Source organism: Paenarthrobacter sp. A20, assembly GCF_024168825.1.
Lineage (GTDB): Bacteria > Actinomycetota > Actinomycetes > Actinomycetales > Micrococcaceae > Arthrobacter.
Map to the genome: position 1 here is coordinate 4,140,701 of NZ_JALJWH010000001.1, position 18,845 is coordinate 4,159,545.

The 18,845-nt window shown below is 62.6% G+C and carries 17 protein-coding genes; 4 read left to right on the top strand and 13 right to left on the bottom strand.

The window, feature by feature from the left end; translation table 11 throughout:
- Nucleotides 1-38: 38 nt before the first annotated feature.
- The 5 genes from J3D46_RS19240 to J3D46_RS19260 are packed head-to-tail and all read right to left on the bottom strand — an operon-like array spanning nt 39 to nt 6,404.
- Nucleotides 39-1,610, bottom strand: a complete 1,572-nt coding sequence (locus J3D46_RS19240; protein WP_231340914.1) for a transporter — start codon at nt 1,608-1,610, stop codon at nt 39-41.
- Complete coding sequence (locus tag J3D46_RS19245) at nt 1,592-2,482, bottom strand: ABC transporter ATP-binding protein (protein ID WP_231340915.1); 891 nt, start codon at nt 2,480-2,482, stop codon at nt 1,592-1,594. The genes J3D46_RS19240 and J3D46_RS19245 overlap by 19 nt, the downstream gene beginning before the upstream one ends.
- A gap of 40 nt (nt 2,483-2,522) precedes the next feature.
- A complete protein-coding gene (locus J3D46_RS19250) occupies nt 2,523-3,623 on the bottom strand; it encodes an NADH:flavin oxidoreductase/NADH oxidase (protein WP_253468538.1) in 1,101 nt (366 codons plus the stop codon).
- Nucleotides 3,623-4,609 carry a tetratricopeptide repeat protein gene (locus tag J3D46_RS19255; RefSeq protein WP_253468540.1) on the bottom strand — a complete coding sequence of 329 codons (987 nt, stop codon included), beginning with the start codon at nt 4,607-4,609 and terminating at the stop codon, nt 3,623-3,625. The genes J3D46_RS19250 and J3D46_RS19255 overlap by 1 nt, the downstream gene beginning before the upstream one ends.
- A 37-nt stretch (nt 4,610-4,646) precedes the next feature.
- Nucleotides 4,647-6,404 (bottom strand): hypothetical protein, encoded by a 1,758-nt coding sequence (locus tag J3D46_RS19260; protein WP_253468542.1) that lies wholly within the window; start codon nt 6,402-6,404, stop codon nt 4,647-4,649.
- A gap of 202 nt (nt 6,405-6,606) precedes the next feature.
- Between J3D46_RS19260 and J3D46_RS19265 the strand changes: the two genes are divergently transcribed.
- The gene (locus J3D46_RS19265; RefSeq protein ID WP_253468544.1) at nt 6,607-7,899 is read left to right on the top strand and encodes an AI-2E family transporter; all 1,293 of its coding nucleotides are present in this window, start codon (nt 6,607-6,609) and stop codon (nt 7,897-7,899) included.
- A 90-nt stretch (nt 7,900-7,989) separates the two neighbouring features.
- On the opposite strand, the gene J3D46_RS19270 is transcribed toward J3D46_RS19265, so the two are convergent.
- Both J3D46_RS19270 and J3D46_RS19275 read right to left on the bottom strand, forming a co-directional pair.
- A complete protein-coding gene (locus tag J3D46_RS19270; RefSeq protein WP_253468545.1) occupies nt 7,990-8,784 on the bottom strand; it encodes an alpha/beta hydrolase in 795 nt (264 codons plus the stop codon).
- Between the two features lie 18 nt (nt 8,785-8,802).
- The gene (locus J3D46_RS19275; RefSeq protein ID WP_231340921.1) at nt 8,803-9,147 is read right to left on the bottom strand and encodes an ATP/GTP-binding protein; all 345 of its coding nucleotides are present in this window, start codon (nt 9,145-9,147) and stop codon (nt 8,803-8,805) included.
- A gap of 57 nt (nt 9,148-9,204) precedes the next feature.
- Between J3D46_RS19275 and nucS the strand changes: the two genes are divergently transcribed.
- From nucS to J3D46_RS19290, 3 genes are all read left to right on the top strand, one after another.
- On the top strand, nt 9,205-9,900 hold the full coding sequence (nucS, locus tag J3D46_RS19280) for an endonuclease NucS (protein ID WP_090818602.1): 696 nt from the start codon (nt 9,205-9,207) through the stop codon (nt 9,898-9,900).
- Nucleotides 9,901-9,944: 44 nt separating this feature from the next.
- Nucleotides 9,945-11,192: an N-acetylglucosamine-6-phosphate deacetylase gene (gene nagA, locus J3D46_RS19285; RefSeq protein WP_253468546.1), complete on the top strand. Its 1,248-nt coding sequence runs from the start codon at nt 9,945-9,947 to the stop codon at nt 11,190-11,192.
- A 265-nt stretch (nt 11,193-11,457) separates the two neighbouring features.
- A complete protein-coding gene (locus tag J3D46_RS19290) occupies nt 11,458-11,661 on the top strand; it encodes a cold-shock protein (protein WP_018776337.1) in 204 nt (67 codons plus the stop codon).
- Nucleotides 11,662-11,825: 164 nt separating this feature from the next.
- Here the strand turns inward: J3D46_RS19290 and J3D46_RS19295 are convergent, their stop codons facing one another.
- The 6 genes from J3D46_RS19295 to J3D46_RS19320 all read right to left on the bottom strand — a co-directional run bounded on the left by J3D46_RS19295 (nt 11,826) and on the right by J3D46_RS19320 (nt 18,782).
- Nucleotides 11,826-14,342, bottom strand: coding sequence for a bifunctional lysylphosphatidylglycerol flippase/synthetase MprF (locus J3D46_RS19295; RefSeq protein WP_253468547.1), 2,517 nt, complete (start codon nt 14,340-14,342; stop codon nt 11,826-11,828).
- Nucleotides 14,324-15,622: an alpha/beta hydrolase family protein gene (locus J3D46_RS19300; protein ID WP_253468548.1), complete on the bottom strand. Its 1,299-nt coding sequence runs from the start codon at nt 15,620-15,622 to the stop codon at nt 14,324-14,326. Before J3D46_RS19300 ends, J3D46_RS19295 begins: the two co-directional genes overlap by 19 nt.
- A 5-nt stretch (nt 15,623-15,627) precedes the next feature.
- Entirely contained in the window at nt 15,628-16,059 is a 432-nt protein-coding gene (locus J3D46_RS19305) for a DUF2550 domain-containing protein (protein WP_231340925.1), read from the bottom strand.
- Nucleotides 16,060-16,069: 10 nt separating this feature from the next.
- The gene (locus J3D46_RS19310) at nt 16,070-16,354 is read right to left on the bottom strand and encodes a F0F1 ATP synthase subunit epsilon (RefSeq protein ID WP_014922172.1); all 285 of its coding nucleotides are present in this window, start codon (nt 16,352-16,354) and stop codon (nt 16,070-16,072) included.
- Between the two features lies 1 nt (nt 16,355).
- The gene (gene atpD, locus J3D46_RS19315; RefSeq protein ID WP_231340926.1) at nt 16,356-17,807 is read right to left on the bottom strand and encodes a F0F1 ATP synthase subunit beta; all 1,452 of its coding nucleotides are present in this window, start codon (nt 17,805-17,807) and stop codon (nt 16,356-16,358) included.
- Nucleotides 17,808-17,891: 84 nt separating this feature from the next.
- On the bottom strand, nt 17,892-18,782 hold the full coding sequence (locus J3D46_RS19320; RefSeq protein ID WP_011775258.1) for a F0F1 ATP synthase subunit gamma: 891 nt from the start codon (nt 18,780-18,782) through the stop codon (nt 17,892-17,894).
- Nucleotides 18,783-18,845: the final 63 nt, after the last annotated feature.

The following is an 18,845-nucleotide window of genomic DNA, read 5'->3' on the forward strand; positions in this document are numbered from 1 at the left end:
TATCCCATGTCCCACCTATGGGCATGGTTGTTACGGAGCTAGCGGTTCACGCTGAGCTGGGCGAACATTTCCGGACCCCGCGCATCCAACCATTTTCCCCCGAGACGGACGCCGACGACGAACAGGATGACGCCCAACAACGGACCTGCCACCAGGTTGATCCAGCCGGCTTGAGTACCCCCAGTGAAAGCCTGGACGGCCACCAATGCAAGTTCCGGCACCAACAGGAGGGCCAGGACGCCCATGCCCACAAACTGAACGGCCAAGGTCTGGGCGACGTTGCCCGGCGGTTTCTTGAAAGGGCTGTCGCCCGGCAGTGGTACGGCGATGTTGTAGCGGGCCGAAATGACCGATGAAAGTCCCAACCCGGTGAACAGGGTTCCGATGGACAACCCCAGCAGGTTGGGCAGCCACTGCCAATCGCCGGTGACAAACAGCGGCCCCACGGTGAAGATCAACACTATTGGAAGCGATATGGCCAAGCAGGCCAAGGCGCGGCCCAACCTGTCGTCGACTCCCCGAACCCCCGCAGCGAGGTGGAGGGCGAACGCGGTGTTGTCGTAGGAGACATCAGCGCAAATGGACCAGGCCATGACGAAAGCCGTCAGGGGTCCCAGAATCATCAGCAAGCCATAATTACCGCTCTGGGAGCCGCTGAAAAAGAAGAGCACCGGGAACAAAGGAACAATCACCAAGGACGCGGCGTACCTGGGATCCTTCAACCAGTAGATCAATGCCCTGGCGGCAACAGCCCCGGACGGCGTTCCGGGAAGCAGGCCGAACAGACCGAGTTTCCCGCCCTTCCGGGCAGATCCGCCGGAGTACGGCGGGGTCACCAAGGCCCGCTTCAGAAGCACATGCCAGCACAGGAGCAGACCGGCAATTGTGGCCACCGAGATGAGGAGCTTCAACCCCGCTGCGGCCACGCTGCCTGAGTCAAGGTCGCCACCGAGGGACCATGCAGCACCAAGGGGTGTCCACGATACTGTCCTGGCAAGCACCGGAAGGTAATCGGCACTGCCACGCACGCCGTCCACAACTCCCAGCATGATGGGACCCAGCAAGACCAAGGGTATGAAGACGATGATGCTGCTGACATCCTTGAAGCGGCGTGACGCTGCCAAGCCGGCTGTCGCCGTCGTCACCACTTTGGACAACACTATGCACGTCAGCGCGCCAAGGATTGCACCCAGCAAAGCGCCGGCCACGGCCGGAACACTCCGCCACCAGGTTCCTACTGTCCCCAGGGCGGCCAGCAAGGTGGCCATGCCGGGGATGCCGATGAACCCTGCAAGGGCCAGGCCGGTCAGGAGTTGTTTGGCCGGTATGGCGAACGTGGTGAACCTCGCGGGGTCCAAGGTCATGTCCGCTGCGGAAGCAACGAGCGGGATGATCGCCCAGCCCAGGACCGTGGCTGCTCCACCCAATACCACCACGGTGTGGGCGATCTCCGGATCAGCCCACCGCAGCGCTATGAGGCCTCCAATCAGGAGCACCAGCAATCCCAACGCGTAAAGCAGTCCTAAAGCCATGCCAACCAACTGCCACGGACTGCGTTTGAATCCATTAAGCAGCAGACGCCACTTCAGGCTCAGAAGGTGCGCAACCATTCCAATCCCTCCGTCCGGTGTCCGCCGCCTACCAACTGAACGAAGCGGTCTTCCAGGGTTGAACCGTTGCGGACCTCGTCAACCGATCCCGCTGCCAGAACCCGGCCACCGGCCACAACCGCCACGTGACTGCACATGCGCTGGACCAGGTCCATGACGTGGCTGGACACGATGACAGTACCTCCGGATGACACATAGCCCTCCAGAATTCCCCGGATATTGGCAGCCGAGACAGGGTCGACGGACTCAAAAGGCTCATCAAGAACAAGGAGACGGGGCGCATGGATCAGTGCAGAGGCCAGGGCGATCTTCTTGGTCATGCCGGCGGAGTAATCAACCACCAACGAACCGGCATCGGCCTCAAGGTCCAGGGCGGCCAGCAACTCAGGAACCCGCGAACCAACAACGTCGCGGTCCATGCCGCGGAGAAGTCCGGAGTAGGTCACCAATTGCTCGCCCGTCAGCCTGTCAAAAAGGCGCACACCATCAGGCAGGACGCCCATGAGCTTCTTGGCCTCCAACGGCCGCGCCCATACGTCGACGCCGTGGATCAAGGCCGTGCCGAAATCCGGTCGAAGAAGACCTGTAGCCATGGACAATGTTGTGGTCTTGCCAGCGCCGTTGGGGCCGACCATTCCGTAGAAGGAACCCGCAGGCACTTCGAGGCTCACACCATCCACGGCGATCTTGTCGCCGAAGCGCTTGGCCAGGCCCCGGATGGACAGCGCGGCCAGCGGCGCACCCTCGCCGGAAGCCTCAGGAGGCAAGGGCGCACCAGTTGGCTGTGGCGGTAGTGCTGCAGGGGCTTGTGGCGGCGCGGAGCCTTGTGGCGGCGCGGACGTGGGCGTGGGTTCATGGCGTGATTCCGTCATGTGACCAGCCTAACCTCGCTCACGGAACCCGAACCCGGTTCTAGAAGCCGTGGCGGGGGACGGCACGTTGGTACTGGGGAACCCAGGGGATGTCGTGGCCCAGCTCATAGGCTGCCCTCAGCCACCAGTGGGGATCGCGCAAGGCCGCCCGGGCCATGAACACGGCATCCGCCCTGCCATTGGCAACAATGTCCTCGGCCTGGGTTGCACTCGTCAGCAGCCCCACCGCTCCGGTGGGGACGCCGGCGTCGCGCTTTACCAGTTCCGCAAACCCTGCCTGGTAGCCGGGCACCGCCCGGATCTTCTGGTGCGCAACGGCGCCGCCGCTGGAGACATCCACCAGGTCAACACCGCGCTCAGCCGCAGAACGGGCCCGACGGACTGACGCCTCACCATCCACTCCCCCGTCAGCCCAGTCCGAAGCCGAGATCCTCAGCAGGAGGGGCATGGAATCAGGAATGACTTCCCGCACAGCTTCCACCACGCTGAGCATGAGCTTGTTACGCCCCTCCTCGCTTCCACCCCAAGTGTCGGTTCGAGTGTTGATGAGCGGGCTTTGGAACTGGTGAAGCAGGTACCCGTGGGCGCCGTGGATCTCCACGGTGTCAAACCCCGAGGCAACGGCGCGGGAGGCAGCTGCCGCAAAGTCGGCCACAACGCCCTGGATGTCTTCCTCGCTCATTGCTGCAGGCGCTGCATAGCCGTCGAACGGCAGGTTCGTCGGCCCAACGGTGACCCATCCGCCGTCGGACGCCGGAACGGAACCAGAGCGGCCGGAAAAGGGCCAATAGGTTGAGGCCTTGCGCCCGGCATGGGCCAACTGGGCCCCGATCTTACAATCCACGGCCCCATGCCGGTGGACGAAGTCAACAACGCGTTCCCAGCCGGCAGCCTGCTCATCGGAGTACAGGCCGGCGTCCAAGGGGCTGATTCGCCCAACGGGGTTTACTGCTGCGGCCTCGCTCATGATCAGCGCGGCACCACCGGTCGCGAACGAGCCCAGGTGCATCAAGTGCCAGTCGTTGGGGACGCCTTCGCCGGTCTCAGGGTGGCAACTGTATTGGCACATCGGCGAAACCCACCCGCGGTGCGGGATGGTGAGTGATCGCAGCTGAAGCGGAGAGAACAGCGCGGACGGCACTAGAAGAGAACCCTCGCGAGTCCCTGGCGGGCCTTGGCCACCCTTTCGTCCTGGGTTCCAACGACCTCGAAAAGCTCAAGAAGCCGCACACGCGCAGTCTCGCGCTCCGGGCCGAAATTCCTGCCAATGAACGTGATGATGCGGTTGAAGGCGTCCTCGATGTGCCCGCCGGACACGTCGAGGTCTGCAACACCCAGCTGCGCGTCGATATCATCCGGTTGCTGGGCGGCAAGGTCGCGGAGGTTTTCTGCCTCGGGAGCAGAGAGGTTCTCCAACCTGGCCATCAATTCAACCTGGGCCAGGCCGGCTTTGGCGTCAGCGTCAGCCGGCTGCTCAAGGAGGGCTTGCTTGTACGACGCTGCTGCTCCGGAGTAGTCACCGGCCTCGATCGCGTCAATGGCAGCCTGGTGCAGTGGCGGAAGGGGCTCCGGTTCGGCTTCTTCACCCTGCGCAGCGGCGTCACCGATGCTCCCGGTGACCCCGTTCGCGGCAGCTACTTTCAGGAGTTCCTCCACCAGGTCCCTGATCTGCGCGTCATCTGCGGGACCTTGGAAAAGGGGAACGGGCTGGCCCTTGACCACGGCAACGGCCGTGGGGACTGCCTGCACCTGGAAGGCCTGCGCCAACTGCGGGAAGGCGTCAACGTCGGCGGCCGCGAGAACCAGCCGTCCGCCGTAGCTTTCAACCACCCGTTCAGCAGCATCCAGGACTGCGGGAGATTCCGGCGCGTAACGCGACCAGAGAAGGAAAAGCACCGGAATCTGCGCAGACAGCTGCACCAGATCCTGGAAATTCGTTTCGGTGGCATCCACACGAAGGGGCGCCGTGCCGGCGTCGCCGTTGGGCGTTCCACCGCCATCCGCCGACGCGGCGGCCGGAGGCGCCTGGGGCGCGGCTGGACGGCGCAGAGACGAGAGGTCTACGGCGCCGCGAAGGTTGAGCTGGCTGGCAGCGGCTGGAGTGGGTCGGTATCCGGGCGAACTCATACCGTCCACTCTAGCCGCTGCCCTGCTGCGGCAATGCCTACTTGAAGCTGGCTCCCACCAGGCCGCGGGTAGCCGCAACGAGCTTCATGGGGTCGGCCGATCCTGCCGGCGGAATGTAGACGGCAACGGATTCGGCGAAGTTCAGGACCATGCCCGTGGTGGTTTCCTTGCCCCCGGCGAAGACGGCGGAGTCGTCTTCAAGCAAGAGCTTGTCGCCCGCTGCCTTGGGCGTGCCCTCGAAAGCGAAGTCCAGCCGCCCAACCACCAGCGCGCCGCCGTCGGCTGTACGCAGCACCACGGTCTGGTTGGTCACGGGAGTGTGGGTGAACTTGAAGTTGGCGCTGGTCCCGTTCTTCACGGTGTCCGCCTGGTAGGTGAGGGCACCTGCGATGTACGGCGATGCCTGGCCATCGGCAAGCTTGCTCCGGTTCGGGGAGTCAGGCGTGGTCAACATTTCGGCCAGGATGCCCAGTGCCTCGTTGCCGCTGTAGGCCAAGCCGGTGTTGTCGCCGGCCGGCACAGGTTCGGTCCCCTCGCGGGGAACCGGGAACGACGGGAAGTTGGTGCCTGGCTGCAGCGGCGCGCTGCCCCAGAGCTTGTAGTTCTCGCGGGGCGACAGCTGGACCAGCGTGAGGACCTGCGGGACCACGTTGCCCTCGCCCTGGGTCAGGGCGAAGACCGTACGGGGCCACTCGCGCTTGGTGCTGATGACACTGCTCTGAAGCTTCGTGGCCCGGACAGGCATACGCGCTTCGTAGGCGGACACAGCAGTGCGGATCTTGTAGTTCTGCGTACGGATCTGCAGTTCCATCTTGTCCACGCGGGGAGCCAGTTTGGCCGCATCCTTGGCGGCATCAGCGGCGTCGACGGTGCTGGCGACCTGTTCAAGGATCCGCTGCAACTGGGATTCCAGCAGGACGGGAGTGCCACCTTCACCTTCGGCAGGAGCTGCGGCGGAAGAAGTGGATGTTGCCTCGGGTGTTGTGGTTGCCTGTGCAGCCACGGCCGTACCGCCGACCATGACCGCCGCGAGTGCCGCAGCAATTGCCGTAACCCGGAGCGCTGGACCTTCCGTTTCGGAACCACGACGCCGACCCGCGTCACCCGAAGGTGACTGGACGGGCAAGGTAGTGGTTTCCCCGCCGTCATGCGGTCCCTCATCCTGGCCGTCCTTGCGGCGGTTGCTGAGGGCCTTGGCGATGAACGGCAGGGCCGCTCCTGCGAGGATGATGATGATGCCCAGAACAATCAGCGGCACAGCCCAGGGGGTGGTGGCGTTGTTCGGGAAAGTCATGGAAATCGACGACGGCGCAGGCTTGGTTCCGTCGCTGGCCACCAGCAGGGACCACTCGCCATCGGCAGGAGGGTTCCAGGTGTAATCCAGCTCGCCGCTGGCGTCTTCAGTGCTGACCCACAGATCGGATCCGGCCGGTGATGGCGCGGTGGCTTCACCATCGGCAGAGGTCACCTCCAGAGACTTCTGGTCTGCCGACACGCCCGTCAGCGTAGTGTGGGCAGTTTCACCCACCCAGGCTTCGACGTCGTCCGGGCGTCCAGTAGCAACCATGAAGTTGCCTTCACCTTGGATCTTGATCTTCACCGGCCCGTCGTGGAGGGCAATCAACTTTTGGTCGATCACGGTCAGCGGGGCAGCTTTGGTATCGCCGGGAACCGAGGCGGTCACGGTCTCGGCGGGGGCCCAGAATGTCAGCTGGCCAATGCCGGCCAGCATCGTCAGCAGGCCCAGCAGCACCAGCACGGCTGCAGTCTTCAAACGCACAGGATCACCTATCATCAGCGGTCGTTGAACTTCAAGGGTAACCGTTTTGTTATCAGAGAGTCAGATCGAGGTGATCTCGCCAACATCCGGAAAACCCCGCCATCGCGCCGCCAAGGCGGCATTCCACGCTCCTGATAGTGTGGCGATGATCATGATATACGGGCCGTTCTGCGCCTGAATCAGCCCTTTACCTCTACTGAAAAGGCAGCAAAACCGCGTGAAAGACCACTTGGAGCCCCGCCCCGCCGATGAGCCCGGGTCAAGTGCGGTGGATGCCCCGTCAGACGGCGCCGCCGCAACGGTTCCTGTACGTACCGGACGCCTGGCCGCCCTTGGCCGGAGGTTAAGGCAGCCCATTCCGGGAGCCCGCACCCGCGTCCGCTTCGAGATGCCCCCGGAAGACGAAACAGACGAAGTAACTGCAGGGCTCCGGCCTGAAGACGACCACGGCTTCGGCGCCCCGGGCCCGCGCATGTCATCCCAGCACCCCCTCTATGTCGGTTTCATGGGGACAGCCGGCGTCGGCATTGCCCTTGCAGTGTTCTATATCGCCAGCAACACCACCCAGCTCATCCTGTGGATCGTTGCAGCCCTCTTCATTGCCCTCGGGCTCGATCCCGTGGTCCGCTGGCTCGAGTCCCGCAAGGTCCCCAGGCCGGCCGGCATCCTGATCTCCGTCTCTGCCCTGGTCCTGGCCGTGGCCGGGTTCTTCGCAACGTTGATTCCCACCATCGTTGAACAGGTATCGGAAATCGTGCGCCAAGCTCCGGAATGGATCCGCGGCTTCCTCGACTCGGACTTCTTCCGCAACGCAGACAGCCAGTTTGGCGTCCGGGACCGAATCACCACCGAACTGGATAAGTTCGTCAAGGATCCCGAGGCCATGGGCGGGATCTTCGGTGGTGTGGTCGGTTTCGGCTCCACGGTGGCCAATGGCCTCTTCGGTTCCCTGATCGTGCTGGTGCTCAGCCTTTACTTCCTGGCGGCCTTGCCGTCGATGAAGAAATGGGCCTACCGCCTGGCTCCCCGATCCCGCCGGCCCCGTGTTGAGGCCCTCTCCGAAGCGATCACCGATTCCGTCGGTAACTACGTGATAGGCCAGGTCTGCGTAGCGCTCCTGAACGCAATCTTTGCTTTCATCCTGATGACCATCCTGGGTATCCCGTTCAGCGTTCTACTGGCTTTCGTCGTTGCCTTGCTGGCGTTCATCCCGCTGGTGGGCGGCATGATTGCCGCGGTCGTGGTCATCCTGGTGGCCCTTACCGCCGGCTGGCAGACCGCCGTGATCTACGCGATTGCCTACTTCGCCTACCTGCAATTCGAGGCGTACTTCATCTCCCCGCGCATTATGCAGCGCGCGGTGGCGGTCCCGGGTGCCGTAGCGGTGATCTCGGTGATTGCGGGCGGCAGCCTTCTCGGAGTCCTGGGCGCGCTGATCGCCATTCCTACAGCGGCCGCCATCATGCTCCTGATCAAGGAAGTCTTCATCATGCGCCAGGACCGGCACTGACCTCGTCCCCTGCCGGGTTTTTGTACAGATAATGCCCCTTAACCACGAGGTTAAGGGGCATTATCTGTACAAAAACCCTTCGCTACCGGACTATCCGTTCGCTACCGACCCCGCCCACTCGCGGGGCAGGCCCTCAACGCCGGCACCTGCGGGAGTGACGTCGTCGACGATTTCATTCAGGACGCGCGCCGCGTACTTCTCGCCCACCCACAGGTGCTTGGCACCGTCGACGCCGACCAGCCGGGCCTGCGGCACCAGGCTGAACCGCTGGGCTGCTTCGGCAGGCTGCAGGTAGTCGTCGTGCTCCGGTACCAGGACCGTGAGCGGCTTGGCGGAGGCGGCCCACTCCTTGAGGTGCACGTCCGTGGCCCTGTGCAGCGGCGGAGACAGCAACACGGCCCCTTCGATCTCCGAGGCCACCGGCTCCACAGCGCCGTACATCAAGGCGAGCTCAGTGCCGAAGGACCAGCCCACCAGCCAGCGGTTCGGCAGTCCGCGGTCCACGGCGAACCGCACAGCGGCCTCGACGTCGTAACGCTCACCGATGCCTTCCTCGAACTGGCCCTCGCTGGTTCCCCGCGGAGACTGCGTGCCGCGCGTGTTGAACCTCAGCACGGCAACTCCGGCAAGCGCAGGAAGCCTGTACGACGCCTTGCGGTAGACGTGCGAATCCATGAACCCCCCGTGCGTCGGCAGCGGATGGAGGGTGATCAGCGTAGCGGTAATCTCCCCCGATTCCGGCAGGGCCAACTCACCCAGCAACACCTTGCCGTCTTCGGTGGTGAACTCCACATTCTCGCGGCGGGCCGGGAGGACCGTGGAAGCACGGATCTCCGCAGGCGCATCCTGCGGGGTGAACACGAACGAGGCGGGGTCGAAAGTCATGGTTCCAAGCCTAGCGAATCAGCGGTATCGGTACGTCCGGCCCGTCCAGCAGTTGGTGTGCCAGTGCCTGCGTTCGGCCAGCCCGGCGGCCTGCCCGAACAAGTGGCTGTCGGACCACACCACCAGGTGGGCGATGCCCGGGACGATCGCGGTGGAGCAGCCGGGACAGATGTACTGTTTTTCCGCTTTTTTGGCCGTCATGGTCCGGACCATCCAGTCGCCGTCCGGCGCGCTCTCACGCCGGGCAATCCCGCCGCGCGCACGCTCAAGGTCAAGCTCGGGCGCCGGTTCCGTCCATTTGCCGCCGGCGCTGCCGGTGCGTGTGCTGGACGCGTTGCGACGAGGGCGGTTGGAGCGGGGCATGCTTCCATTCTGCCTCAGCCACTCTGTTGTAGATGGTGAGACGGTAATGTGGGGCGGGTGCGACTCGTCATAGCCCGTTGTTCTGTTGATTACGTTGGCCGCCTCAAGGCCCATCTCCCCCTCGCCACCCGGCTGCTGCTGGTCAAGGCTGATGGCTCGGTGCTGGTGCATTCGGACGGTGGCTCCTACAAGCCGCTGAACTGGATGAGCCCTCCGGCCACGCTGCGGGTTACCACTCCGGAGGAGACCGAAGTGGAGGAAGGCGTGGTGGAACAGTGGACGGTCCAGTCCGCTAAGACCGATGACCGCCTCATCATCAATATCTACGAGCAACTGCACGACACGTCACACGATCTCGGTACCGATCCAGGCCTGATCAAGGACGGCGTGGAAGCGGACCTGCAACGGCTCCTTGCAGAGCAGATTGAAACTCTTGGAACCGGCTACTCCCTTATCCGGCGTGAATACTTCACGGCCATCGGCCCGGTGGACATCCTGGCCAGGGATGCCAGCGGCGCCACGGTGGCTGTCGAGCTGAAGCGCCGTGGCGATATCGACGGCGTCGAGCAGCTGACGCGCTACTTGGAACTACTCAACCGTGATCCCTTGCTGGCGCCGGTGCGCGGCATTTTCGCCGCCCAGCAAATCAAGCCACAGGCGAAGGTTCTTGCCAACGATCGCGGTATCGACTGCGTCACGCTGGATTATGACGCCATGCGAGGCGTGGATGACAGTGAGTCGCGGCTCTTCTAGGCCCTCCCCCAACGCGTGTGCCGCAGGCCACTAGAATCAAAATCATGACTGCCGCAGATCGTTTCCCCAGTTCTCCCGCGCCCAGCCACCAGATCCTCAAAGGAACACTGGTCAGTGACGGCGAGGTGGTTGAGGACGGCCTGGTGGCCATCGATGGCGACCGGATCGCCTATGCCGGCCCGGCCGGCGGTTTTGATGCCCAGGAATTCGAGGGCTTCCAAAGCGCCATCCGCCTGGGGGTGCCCAGTGGCAGCTACCTCATTCCCGGCCTGGTGGACGTTCACTGCCACGGCGGCAACGGCGGCGATTTCCCTGGCGGGGAAGAAGCTTCGGCCCGCAAGGCTGTCGACTTCCTCCACCGTTCAGGGACCACGACATTCCTGGCCAGCATGGTCACCGCTCCCCGGGAGGACCTCCTCCGCGGCATTGAGCTCTACGTGAAGCTCGCCGACGAAGGATTGGTAGCCGGAATCCACCTTGAAGGCCCGTTCCTGTCCCATGCCCGCTGTGGAGCCCAGAACCCGGACTACCTGCTGGAGCCCGACCTGGACCTCATGGACGAACTTGTGGGCGCCGCAGCCGGCAAACTCGCCACGATGACCTACGCCCCCGAGCTTCCGGGCGCCGCAGCACTGGTGGATCTCATGACCTCCCACGGCGTCACGCCCTCCTTGGGGCACACGGACTGCGACGACGCAACGGCAGCCGCGTCGCTTGCCGCCGCCCGCGAGGGACTTGAGTCCGCAGGGTTCGACGGCGTCAGTTCGCTTCCTACCGTCACTCACCTCTTCAATGGGATGCCACCGATGCATCACCGCGCTCCTGGCCCCGTCGCGGCCTGCCTCCGGATGGCCCAGGAGGGCAAAGCGGTTGTGGAGCTCATCGCCGACGGCACCCACCTGGATCCGAGCACAGTTGCCACCGTCTTCCAGCTTGTAGGCGCCGCCAACATCGTCCTGGTGACTGATTCCATGGCCGCTGCCGGCCTATCCGACGGAAGCTACATGCTCGGCCCCTCCCCCGTGACGGTCAGCGACGGCGTGGCCACTCTTGATGCGACAGGCTCCATCGCGGGTGGCACCGCCACCCTTCTGGAGGTCGTCCGTAAAACCGTGGCGGCCGGCGTCGCACTTCCCGATGCCCTTTGTTCTGCAACAGCGGTACCTGCAGCCGTACTCGGACTTTCCGATGAGATAGGCGGGCTTCGCCGCGGCTTGAGGGCCGATCTCGTTGTGACAAACGAGGACCTGGAACTAACAGGCGTCATGCGTAACGGCCAGTGGTTGTCCTAGCGTGAATTGAATGGGCCCGCGTTACCTTCTTTTTACCGAAAATTTTCCCGAATTGCCCAAAAGACCGTTGACCTCCGGCAGGGCACATGAAAGTGTTGTAGCAGTCTTTGTGTAGGTGGTTTTCATGCTCGCAAGACGAGTTGCGAGCGTGAAGCTCCTGCGAAACCAACCGGGCCTTGCCTGGACGGAATCCAAGGTCTTCTCGCGGAGTAACAAAGCCGGTACGAGGTGTATCGGACTGATGTTCCACAATGAGGAGAAATACATGGCACTGGGAACCGTCAAGTGGTTCAACGCTGAAAAGGGCTTCGGCTTCATCACCCCGGACGACTCGGATGGGGACGTTTTCGTTCACTACTCCGAGATCCAGACCGGTGGCTTCAAGACCCTCGACGAGAACCAGCGTGTTCAGTTCGAGATCGGTCAGGGCGCCAAGGGCCCCCAGGCAACCGGCGTTACGGTCGTCTAGCCTTACCCGTTGAATTCTGCTTGTTGCAGTTTCAACAAACACGTTGACCCCGGCTTTTGGCCGGGGTCAACGTGTTTAAGGGCGGTTATGTCTGATATTTCGACAACAACTGTTACTAACCGTGAAGAAAGGCGAAATCCCCGTTGTGAATGGGCGTTGACAATTCAAGCAACCAAGGTCCGGAGCAGCCGAGCCGAATGCCGTACCGACAATCCAGGAAGATAGGCGCGGCTGAGTGCACGTCCCATTGCAGGAAGGTGCAGGGGGTCTTGGTAATACATGTACAACGTTCGGTACTCCGGCTGGAATCTCGACTTAAAAGAAGCCAGGGACCTGAATCCATAAACGGGTTCCAAGGCTTGACCTACGGCGTCAAGAATTCCGGCCAGGCCTTCGGCACGCTGTTCGATTTCGCCCCTCTCCCGGGCCAAGGGAGAGCCTGACAGGGAGATGACCTCCACGGAGCTGCGCAGGTGCAGGATGGCTGAGGCAACCAGGAACTCCATGACACCCGGGAAGGTATCGCCACGCCGCCTCATGAAGTCCAACGTCCAGCTGACGACCCGCCCCTCTTCATAGACCGGCAACCAGCTGGTGACTCCGTAGACGAACCCCGCTTCATCCACGGCGACGCAGCAGAGGACGTCGTCGTCCTCCAGTTCGTCCAGGCCGCCCAGGGTGAAGCCCATCTCAGGAATCTTCTTTTGGGCTGCCCACTCCTCCGAGACCTCCGTGACCTGGGAGCGCACGCCGTGGGAGAACTCAGAGTAGCGGCCCCAACTGGCCGTTATTCCCAGCTTCGTGGCCCGGTTCAACGACGTCCTGACGTTCTGCCACTCCTTGCCGCGGAATTCCAGGTCCCTTATCCGGAGGCGGGTTTCCTGGGCAACAGCCACCCGGCGGAACCCGCGCGCCTGCAGGATGGGCCACAGTTCGTCGGTGCAGGAATAGAAGCACGGGATCAGCGCCTGTTGGGAACAATACTCAAGGAAGCCAGTGGCAGTGTCCAAGTGGTGTCTGCTGGCGCCAAACGGGCCAGCCAGCGTCAACGCCACGTGTCCGTGCTGTTGGTAGGCCACTCCCCCGGTTCCTCCGGCGCTGAACCAATACTTGTTGGGTTCCCAGAGCGCCATCCAGGACAAGGAGTCGCCGCCGGACCTGACCAGCGCGCGCGCCCTCTCGCGGGCCTGGTGGTCGAGCCCTCCGGAGTGGTGTCCACGGATGAGCAGGATCCATACGCCCACCAACGCCACCAACCAGAAGACCGTGCCGGAGTAGGAGAAGAGGAACACCTCCACCACATCACGTTCGGCGAAGACTTTCCGGTAAACGCCCGGAAGTGGAACGGGGAGGTACTGCCTGGCCAGCTCAGCGGCCAGGCCCAGCAAACCGCCGTCGCGATCCATACCGCCGGAGGCCAGCCACACCACGATGTATCCGAGGCTTAGCCCTGCCCCGGTCATACCCACCAACCAGAAGATCCTGCGCCGTAGACGATCCGAAGACACCACCCGAAAGTGACCACGGTACGCAAAAAGGAGTACAGCAAGGATAAGCGGCACCAAGACCAAGGGGATGAGATGGACTACCGCCGAGTTCAACATGGACACGTGGGGACGTCCCTGGAGCCTGGGCATTCCGGCAAAGAGGCCAAGGTAGATCGCCGACAATGCCACCACCACCAGCTGGACACCGATCGCGATCCCCAAAGCCAGCCTGCGTCCACGCCTCATACCGTCGGCGCAAATGAGGAGCAGAACCACGGGCACCACGGCCAGCGCTAAACCGAACGGGCCCGTGTAGCCCTTGCGACCTACTTCCAGACAGGCAACGTCAATGGTTCCCCCGCACGTGCTCTCCAATTGGCTGAGCGTGGGCAAAGGATTCAGGATGACGTCCCTCAGCAGGGCCAATGGCCCGGACGGGCTCTTCGCGGCCGCAGTCACGATGGGTCCCACTGCGAAGATTGCCATCGTCAACGACAGGAGGTTCCGCACTTCCCTGCCCGTGGACCGATGCAGGTGAAGATGTCCCTGGCTGCTTTGCATCCACCACCCCGCGGCCAATCCAATCAGCGCGCCAAGGAATCCCACCACTGTCTCGGCGTGGCCAACGTACAACACCAGGAGCAACGACACCGAAAGGGCAACTGTGCGCAATCGTCGTTGCCACAGTGTGGGAAGCAGTGCACTGGCAGCCAAGGTAGTGGCTAAAACTGCACCGTAGGGGCCGATCAGCCGGGTGTCTGCCATCCGGGAAAGCCAGCCGTCATCGGAATGCTGTGCCACCTGGGTGACCAAGAGGAACGCTGACACGCAAGCGAACTGGCTGCCCAGGAGGACCGCGGCCGTTGTGAGCGAACCCAACTGTCGTTCAGCAAGGCCCAAGAGGAACAGGATCATCAGGATGGCCGTGGCATAAGCCAACGGGTTGGTGGTGAAGAACAGCGACGTCCAGATGGACCACCACTCGCCGGACTTCAAGCCATCCAGGGATACGCCGGCAAGGGAAAGCCACGGCTCCGGCGGACCGGACAGGATGCTGCCAGATACCAAGGACACGCCCACGAACAGGACCAGCATCAACGAGGTGAACGGCGTGGCCCGCACGTGCCTGCCCGCGTGCAGCAGTGCCGGCTTGATCACACCCTTGAGGGCAATACTCACTGCGTCAACCCCCACCGCGCAGCCAGGAAGCCCATGCCACCGGGCATTCCCCTGACCACTGCGTCCCAGGAGTGCCCAGCATGCTGGATGGAGTGTTCTTCGGTGTGGAAGCCCGCATCCCTCGCGGCATTGGCGAGCTCATGCATGTAGTCGATGAACTCGTGGTCGGTTTCGCCAGCAGTTAAATAGACGCCGCTTCCTGGGTACTTGCGTTGCTGCATCAAGACCAAAGGCGTCCTGGACTCGAAAGCCTCCACGTCGCCGTCGAACGAGTCTTGAATGGTCTTGTTCCGATCCTTGGCAAGCGCGGGTTCGCGTTCTGCCGAGAACGCAAGCACCGAGGGAAAGAGCTCCGGGTGGGCTGTACCCATTTGCATGGCACACGTTCCGCCGAACGAGAAGCCGCCCACCGCCCACAACCGGGGGTCGTTGGAAACATCCAACGTCGACTTGATCCAGGCAGGAACATCTTGGGAGAGATATGTATCCGCTGGGGCAATCCTGCTGTCCATACACATGGTGTTGGCGCTGGCTGAACCATTCGGATCCACCACCACCGTCACCGGAGCGAGGCCATGGTGCGCTTGGGCAAAGCGGTCAAGTTGTAAGCGGAGCTGGCCACCGGTCAGCCAGTCTGCAGGCCCGCCTGGCTGACCGGAGAACAGTACGAGAACAGGCAGGCTCGGACGGAGCTCCGTCTGATAGGCGGGAGGAAGATAGATGTACGCTTCGCGTGCCGTGAAACCGGAGACGGTTCCGGGGATGTCAGCTTTGCGCAGGATTCCGTTTCCGGGCATGGACTCCGGGGCTTTCCACCCTTCGAGGGGCAGAGAGGGCTTGCCGTCCGGGTTCCGTTTCAGGCCGGCCTCCAACGGTTGAATCCTGGCTATCGCGGTTCCCAGCAAGTCGGCTACAGAGTTGTTCAGGCCGAAGTAGATATTAACCTGGACCGCGCTGAGAAGGACGACGCCGAACATCGCCAGGACGCTGAGTGAGCGCCCCTTGGCGGAACTGCGGGGAAAGCGCGCCGCGCAAAGGAGGATGGCTGCCACGGCCGGCACAGACCAGGCCAACGTCTCAAAGGGCAGGTTCTCCGAGAATGTGGCCATGAGATCCACCAGGAACCAATGAACCAATGCCACAATGCCAGCGGACAGAGCCAGCGAGGCCACAACGACCAGCGGCCAGGAACGTCGAAGCCGCCAGAGGAGGTACGCCCCACCGGCAGCACCGCAAGCGATGCTGAACCAGAGGAACGGACCACCAACCAGGCTGACGTCGGAAAGAAAATCCATAACGCCTAACGCCAGGTACCGACGCCGATGACCGGACCGGCCTCCAGCCAGGAAGACAGCCCTGCATAGGCGTCAAAGTTCATGGCAAGCATGAACTTCTTACCTTCGTACTGCAACTCAACCACCACGACGCCGGGCTGCACCTTCACGAGTTCATCTTCCGTGGGTTTGCGGCGACCCAGAAGTTCCAGCGAGCTGCGCGTAAATCTATGCTTGGGGATCACGCTCAGGGACATTAAGCGGAACCACTCCAGCTCATTGTCCTGATAACGACAAACCCCCATCTGCCAGCTGTTTCCAGCCGTGCAAATGGAGGCGTCTACCGTGCCCAGGGCACGCCGCAGGTTGAAGCGGCGCACCCCGAACAGGCACAGTGAAATGATCAGCAACGTGAACGCTGTTGCCAAAGCGATGAACGGAATAAGGGAATCGTCCATCAAGGTCGTGCTATCGGATCCCCGCTGTAGCCGCTTCGCCCAATTTGGCGTTGTCAGCAACAATGACCACGCGATCGTTGTCGACGGAGAAGAATCCGCCGTCCACAACTACCGCAATGCGATCACCGGAAACCGGCTGGATTGCCAGCTCGCCCGCAGCCATGATGGCCAGAAGGGGCGAGTGGCCCGGCAGGATTCCGATTTCACCATCGCTGGTGCGGGCCTTCACCATCTTGGCCGCACCGGACCACACGAAGTGGTCCGCTGCGACAATCTCAACCTCGAGCTCAGCCATACTACTTGGTCTGTTCCTGGATCTTGGCCCAGTTACGCTCGACGTCATCCAGGCCGCCGACGTTGAAGAACGCCTGCTCTGCGATGTGGTCCAGCTCGCCGTCGCAGATGGCCGTGAAGCCTTCAACCGTGTCCTTGATGGAGACGGTGGAGCCCTCTACGCCGGTGAACTGCTTGGCGGTGTAGGTGTTCTGCGAGAGGAACTGCTGGATGCGGCGTGCACGCGACACGACGATCTTGTCCTCTTCAGAAAGTTCGTCAACACCGAGGATGGCGATGATGTCCTGGAGTTCCTTGTTCTTCTGCAGGATCTGCTTAACACGGACAGCCGTGTTGTAGTGGTCCTTGCCGATGTACTGGGGATCCAGAATACGGGAGGTCGACGTCAGCGGGTCAACGGCCGGGTACAGACCACGGGATGCGATTTCACGGGAAAGTTCCGTGGTCGCGTCGAGGTGTGCGAAGGTCGTTGCCGGAGCCGGGTCGGTGTAGTCATCAGCCGGCACGTAGATGGCCTGCATCGACGTGATGGAGTGACCCTTGGTGGAGGTGATGCGCTCCTGGAGCAGACCCATCTCGTCAGCAAGGTTCGGCTGGTAACCCACAGCGGACGGCATACGGCCGAGCAGCGTGGAAACTTCCGAGCCTGCCTGCGTGAAGCGGAAGATGTTGTCGATGAAGAGCAACACGTCCTGGTTCTGGACATCGCGGAAGTACTCCGCCATGGTCAGAGCGGACAGGGCCACGCGCAGACGCGTTCCCGGCGGCTCATCCATCTGGCCGAAGACAAGGGCGGTGTCCTTGAGAACGCCGGCCTCTTCCATTTCAACCCAGAGGTCGTTGCCCTCACGGGTACGCTCGCCAACACCGGCGAATACGGAAGTACCACCGAAGTTGCGGGCAACACGGGTGATCATTTCCTGGATCAGAACGGTCTTGCCAACGCCGGCGCCGCCGAACAGGCCGATCTTTCCACCCTTGATGTACGGGGTGAGAAGGTCGATGACCTTGATGCCGGTCTCGAGCATCTCCGTGGAGCCCTCGAGCGAAGCGAAGGCCGGAGCCTTGCGGTGGATCGGCCAGTAGGCGTCAGCCTTGATCTCCGACTCGTCAACATCCAGCGGCTTGCCGAGGACGTTGAAGATGTGGCCCTTGACGCCGTCGCCGACGGGCACGGAGATCGGAGCGCCGGAGTCCTGCACGGTGGTACCGCGGACGAGGCCGTCGGTTGCCTGCAGGGAGATGGCGCGAACGAGGTTGTCACCCAGGTGCTGGGAGGTCTCGAACGTGATGGTCTTCGTCTGGCCGTTGAGAGTGATCTCAGTGGTCAGAGCGTTGTAAATCGAGGGGATTGCGTCAGCCGGGAATTCGACGTCGACAACCGGACCAATAACACGGGCAATGCGGCCGGTGGCACCGGCCGTTGCTACGTGTTCGGTAGCAGTGGCAGTCATCTCTCTCACTTCACTCAGTAGATGGCGTGGGGTTAAGTTTATCTGTTTGTTGCAGGTGCGGCTTCGAGCCGAATCCGATGCAGGCTAGGACGCGAGGGCGTCGGCGCCGGCAACGATTTCGGAAAGCTCCTGCGTAATCTCGGCCTGGCGGGCCGTGTTGCGAAGGCGCGTGTACTTCTTGATCAAATCCGTAGCGTTGTCACCGGCCGACTTCATGGCACGCTGGCGGGCTGCGAGCTCGGAAGCAGCGGCCTGCAGCATGGCTGCGAAGATGCGGGACTCGATGTAACGCGGAAGCAGTGCGTCGAGCACCTGCTCTGTTTCCGGTTCAAACTCGTACAACGGCAACAGCTCGGATTCCGAGGCTGCTTCCTCTTCGACGACCTCCAGCGGGAGCAAACGGATGACCGTGGGCTCCTGCGTCACCATGGACTTGAAGCGGGTGTAAACAACGTGGATTTCATCCACGCCACCCTCTTCGAAGTCAGTGGAGAAGTCTTCAAGAAGTGCAGCTCCGACTTCCTGCGCGGTTTCGAATTCCGGTGCGTCCGTGCCGCCGGTCCATACGCGGGCGTATGACCGGTTGCGGAAATCGAAGTACGCCTGCGCCTTGCGGCCAACCAGGTACGCCTTGACTTCCTTGCCTTCTGCGTGAAGAAGCTCGGTGAGACCTTCAGCCTGCTTAAGCACGCTCGCGGAGTACGATCCTGCAAGGCCACGGTCCGATGTAATGATCAGGACTGCGGCGCGGCGGATCTGCTCCGGCTCGGTGGTCAGCGGGTGGTCGATTTCGCTCTGAGTTGCGACAGCAGAAACGGCGCGGGTAATCGCGTTCGCGTAGGGCAGTGAAGCTGCTACGCGGGCGCGGGCCTTACCGATGCGCGAGGTAGCGATCAGTTCCATCGCCTTGAAGATCTTGCGCATCGACGTCGTCGAGCTGATCTTCTGACGGTAGACCCGAATCTGGGCTCCCATACTTATCCTTTCCTAAGTTCCCGATGTGCTGCCCTGCCGGGGTCCTTGCGGACCCCGGCAGGG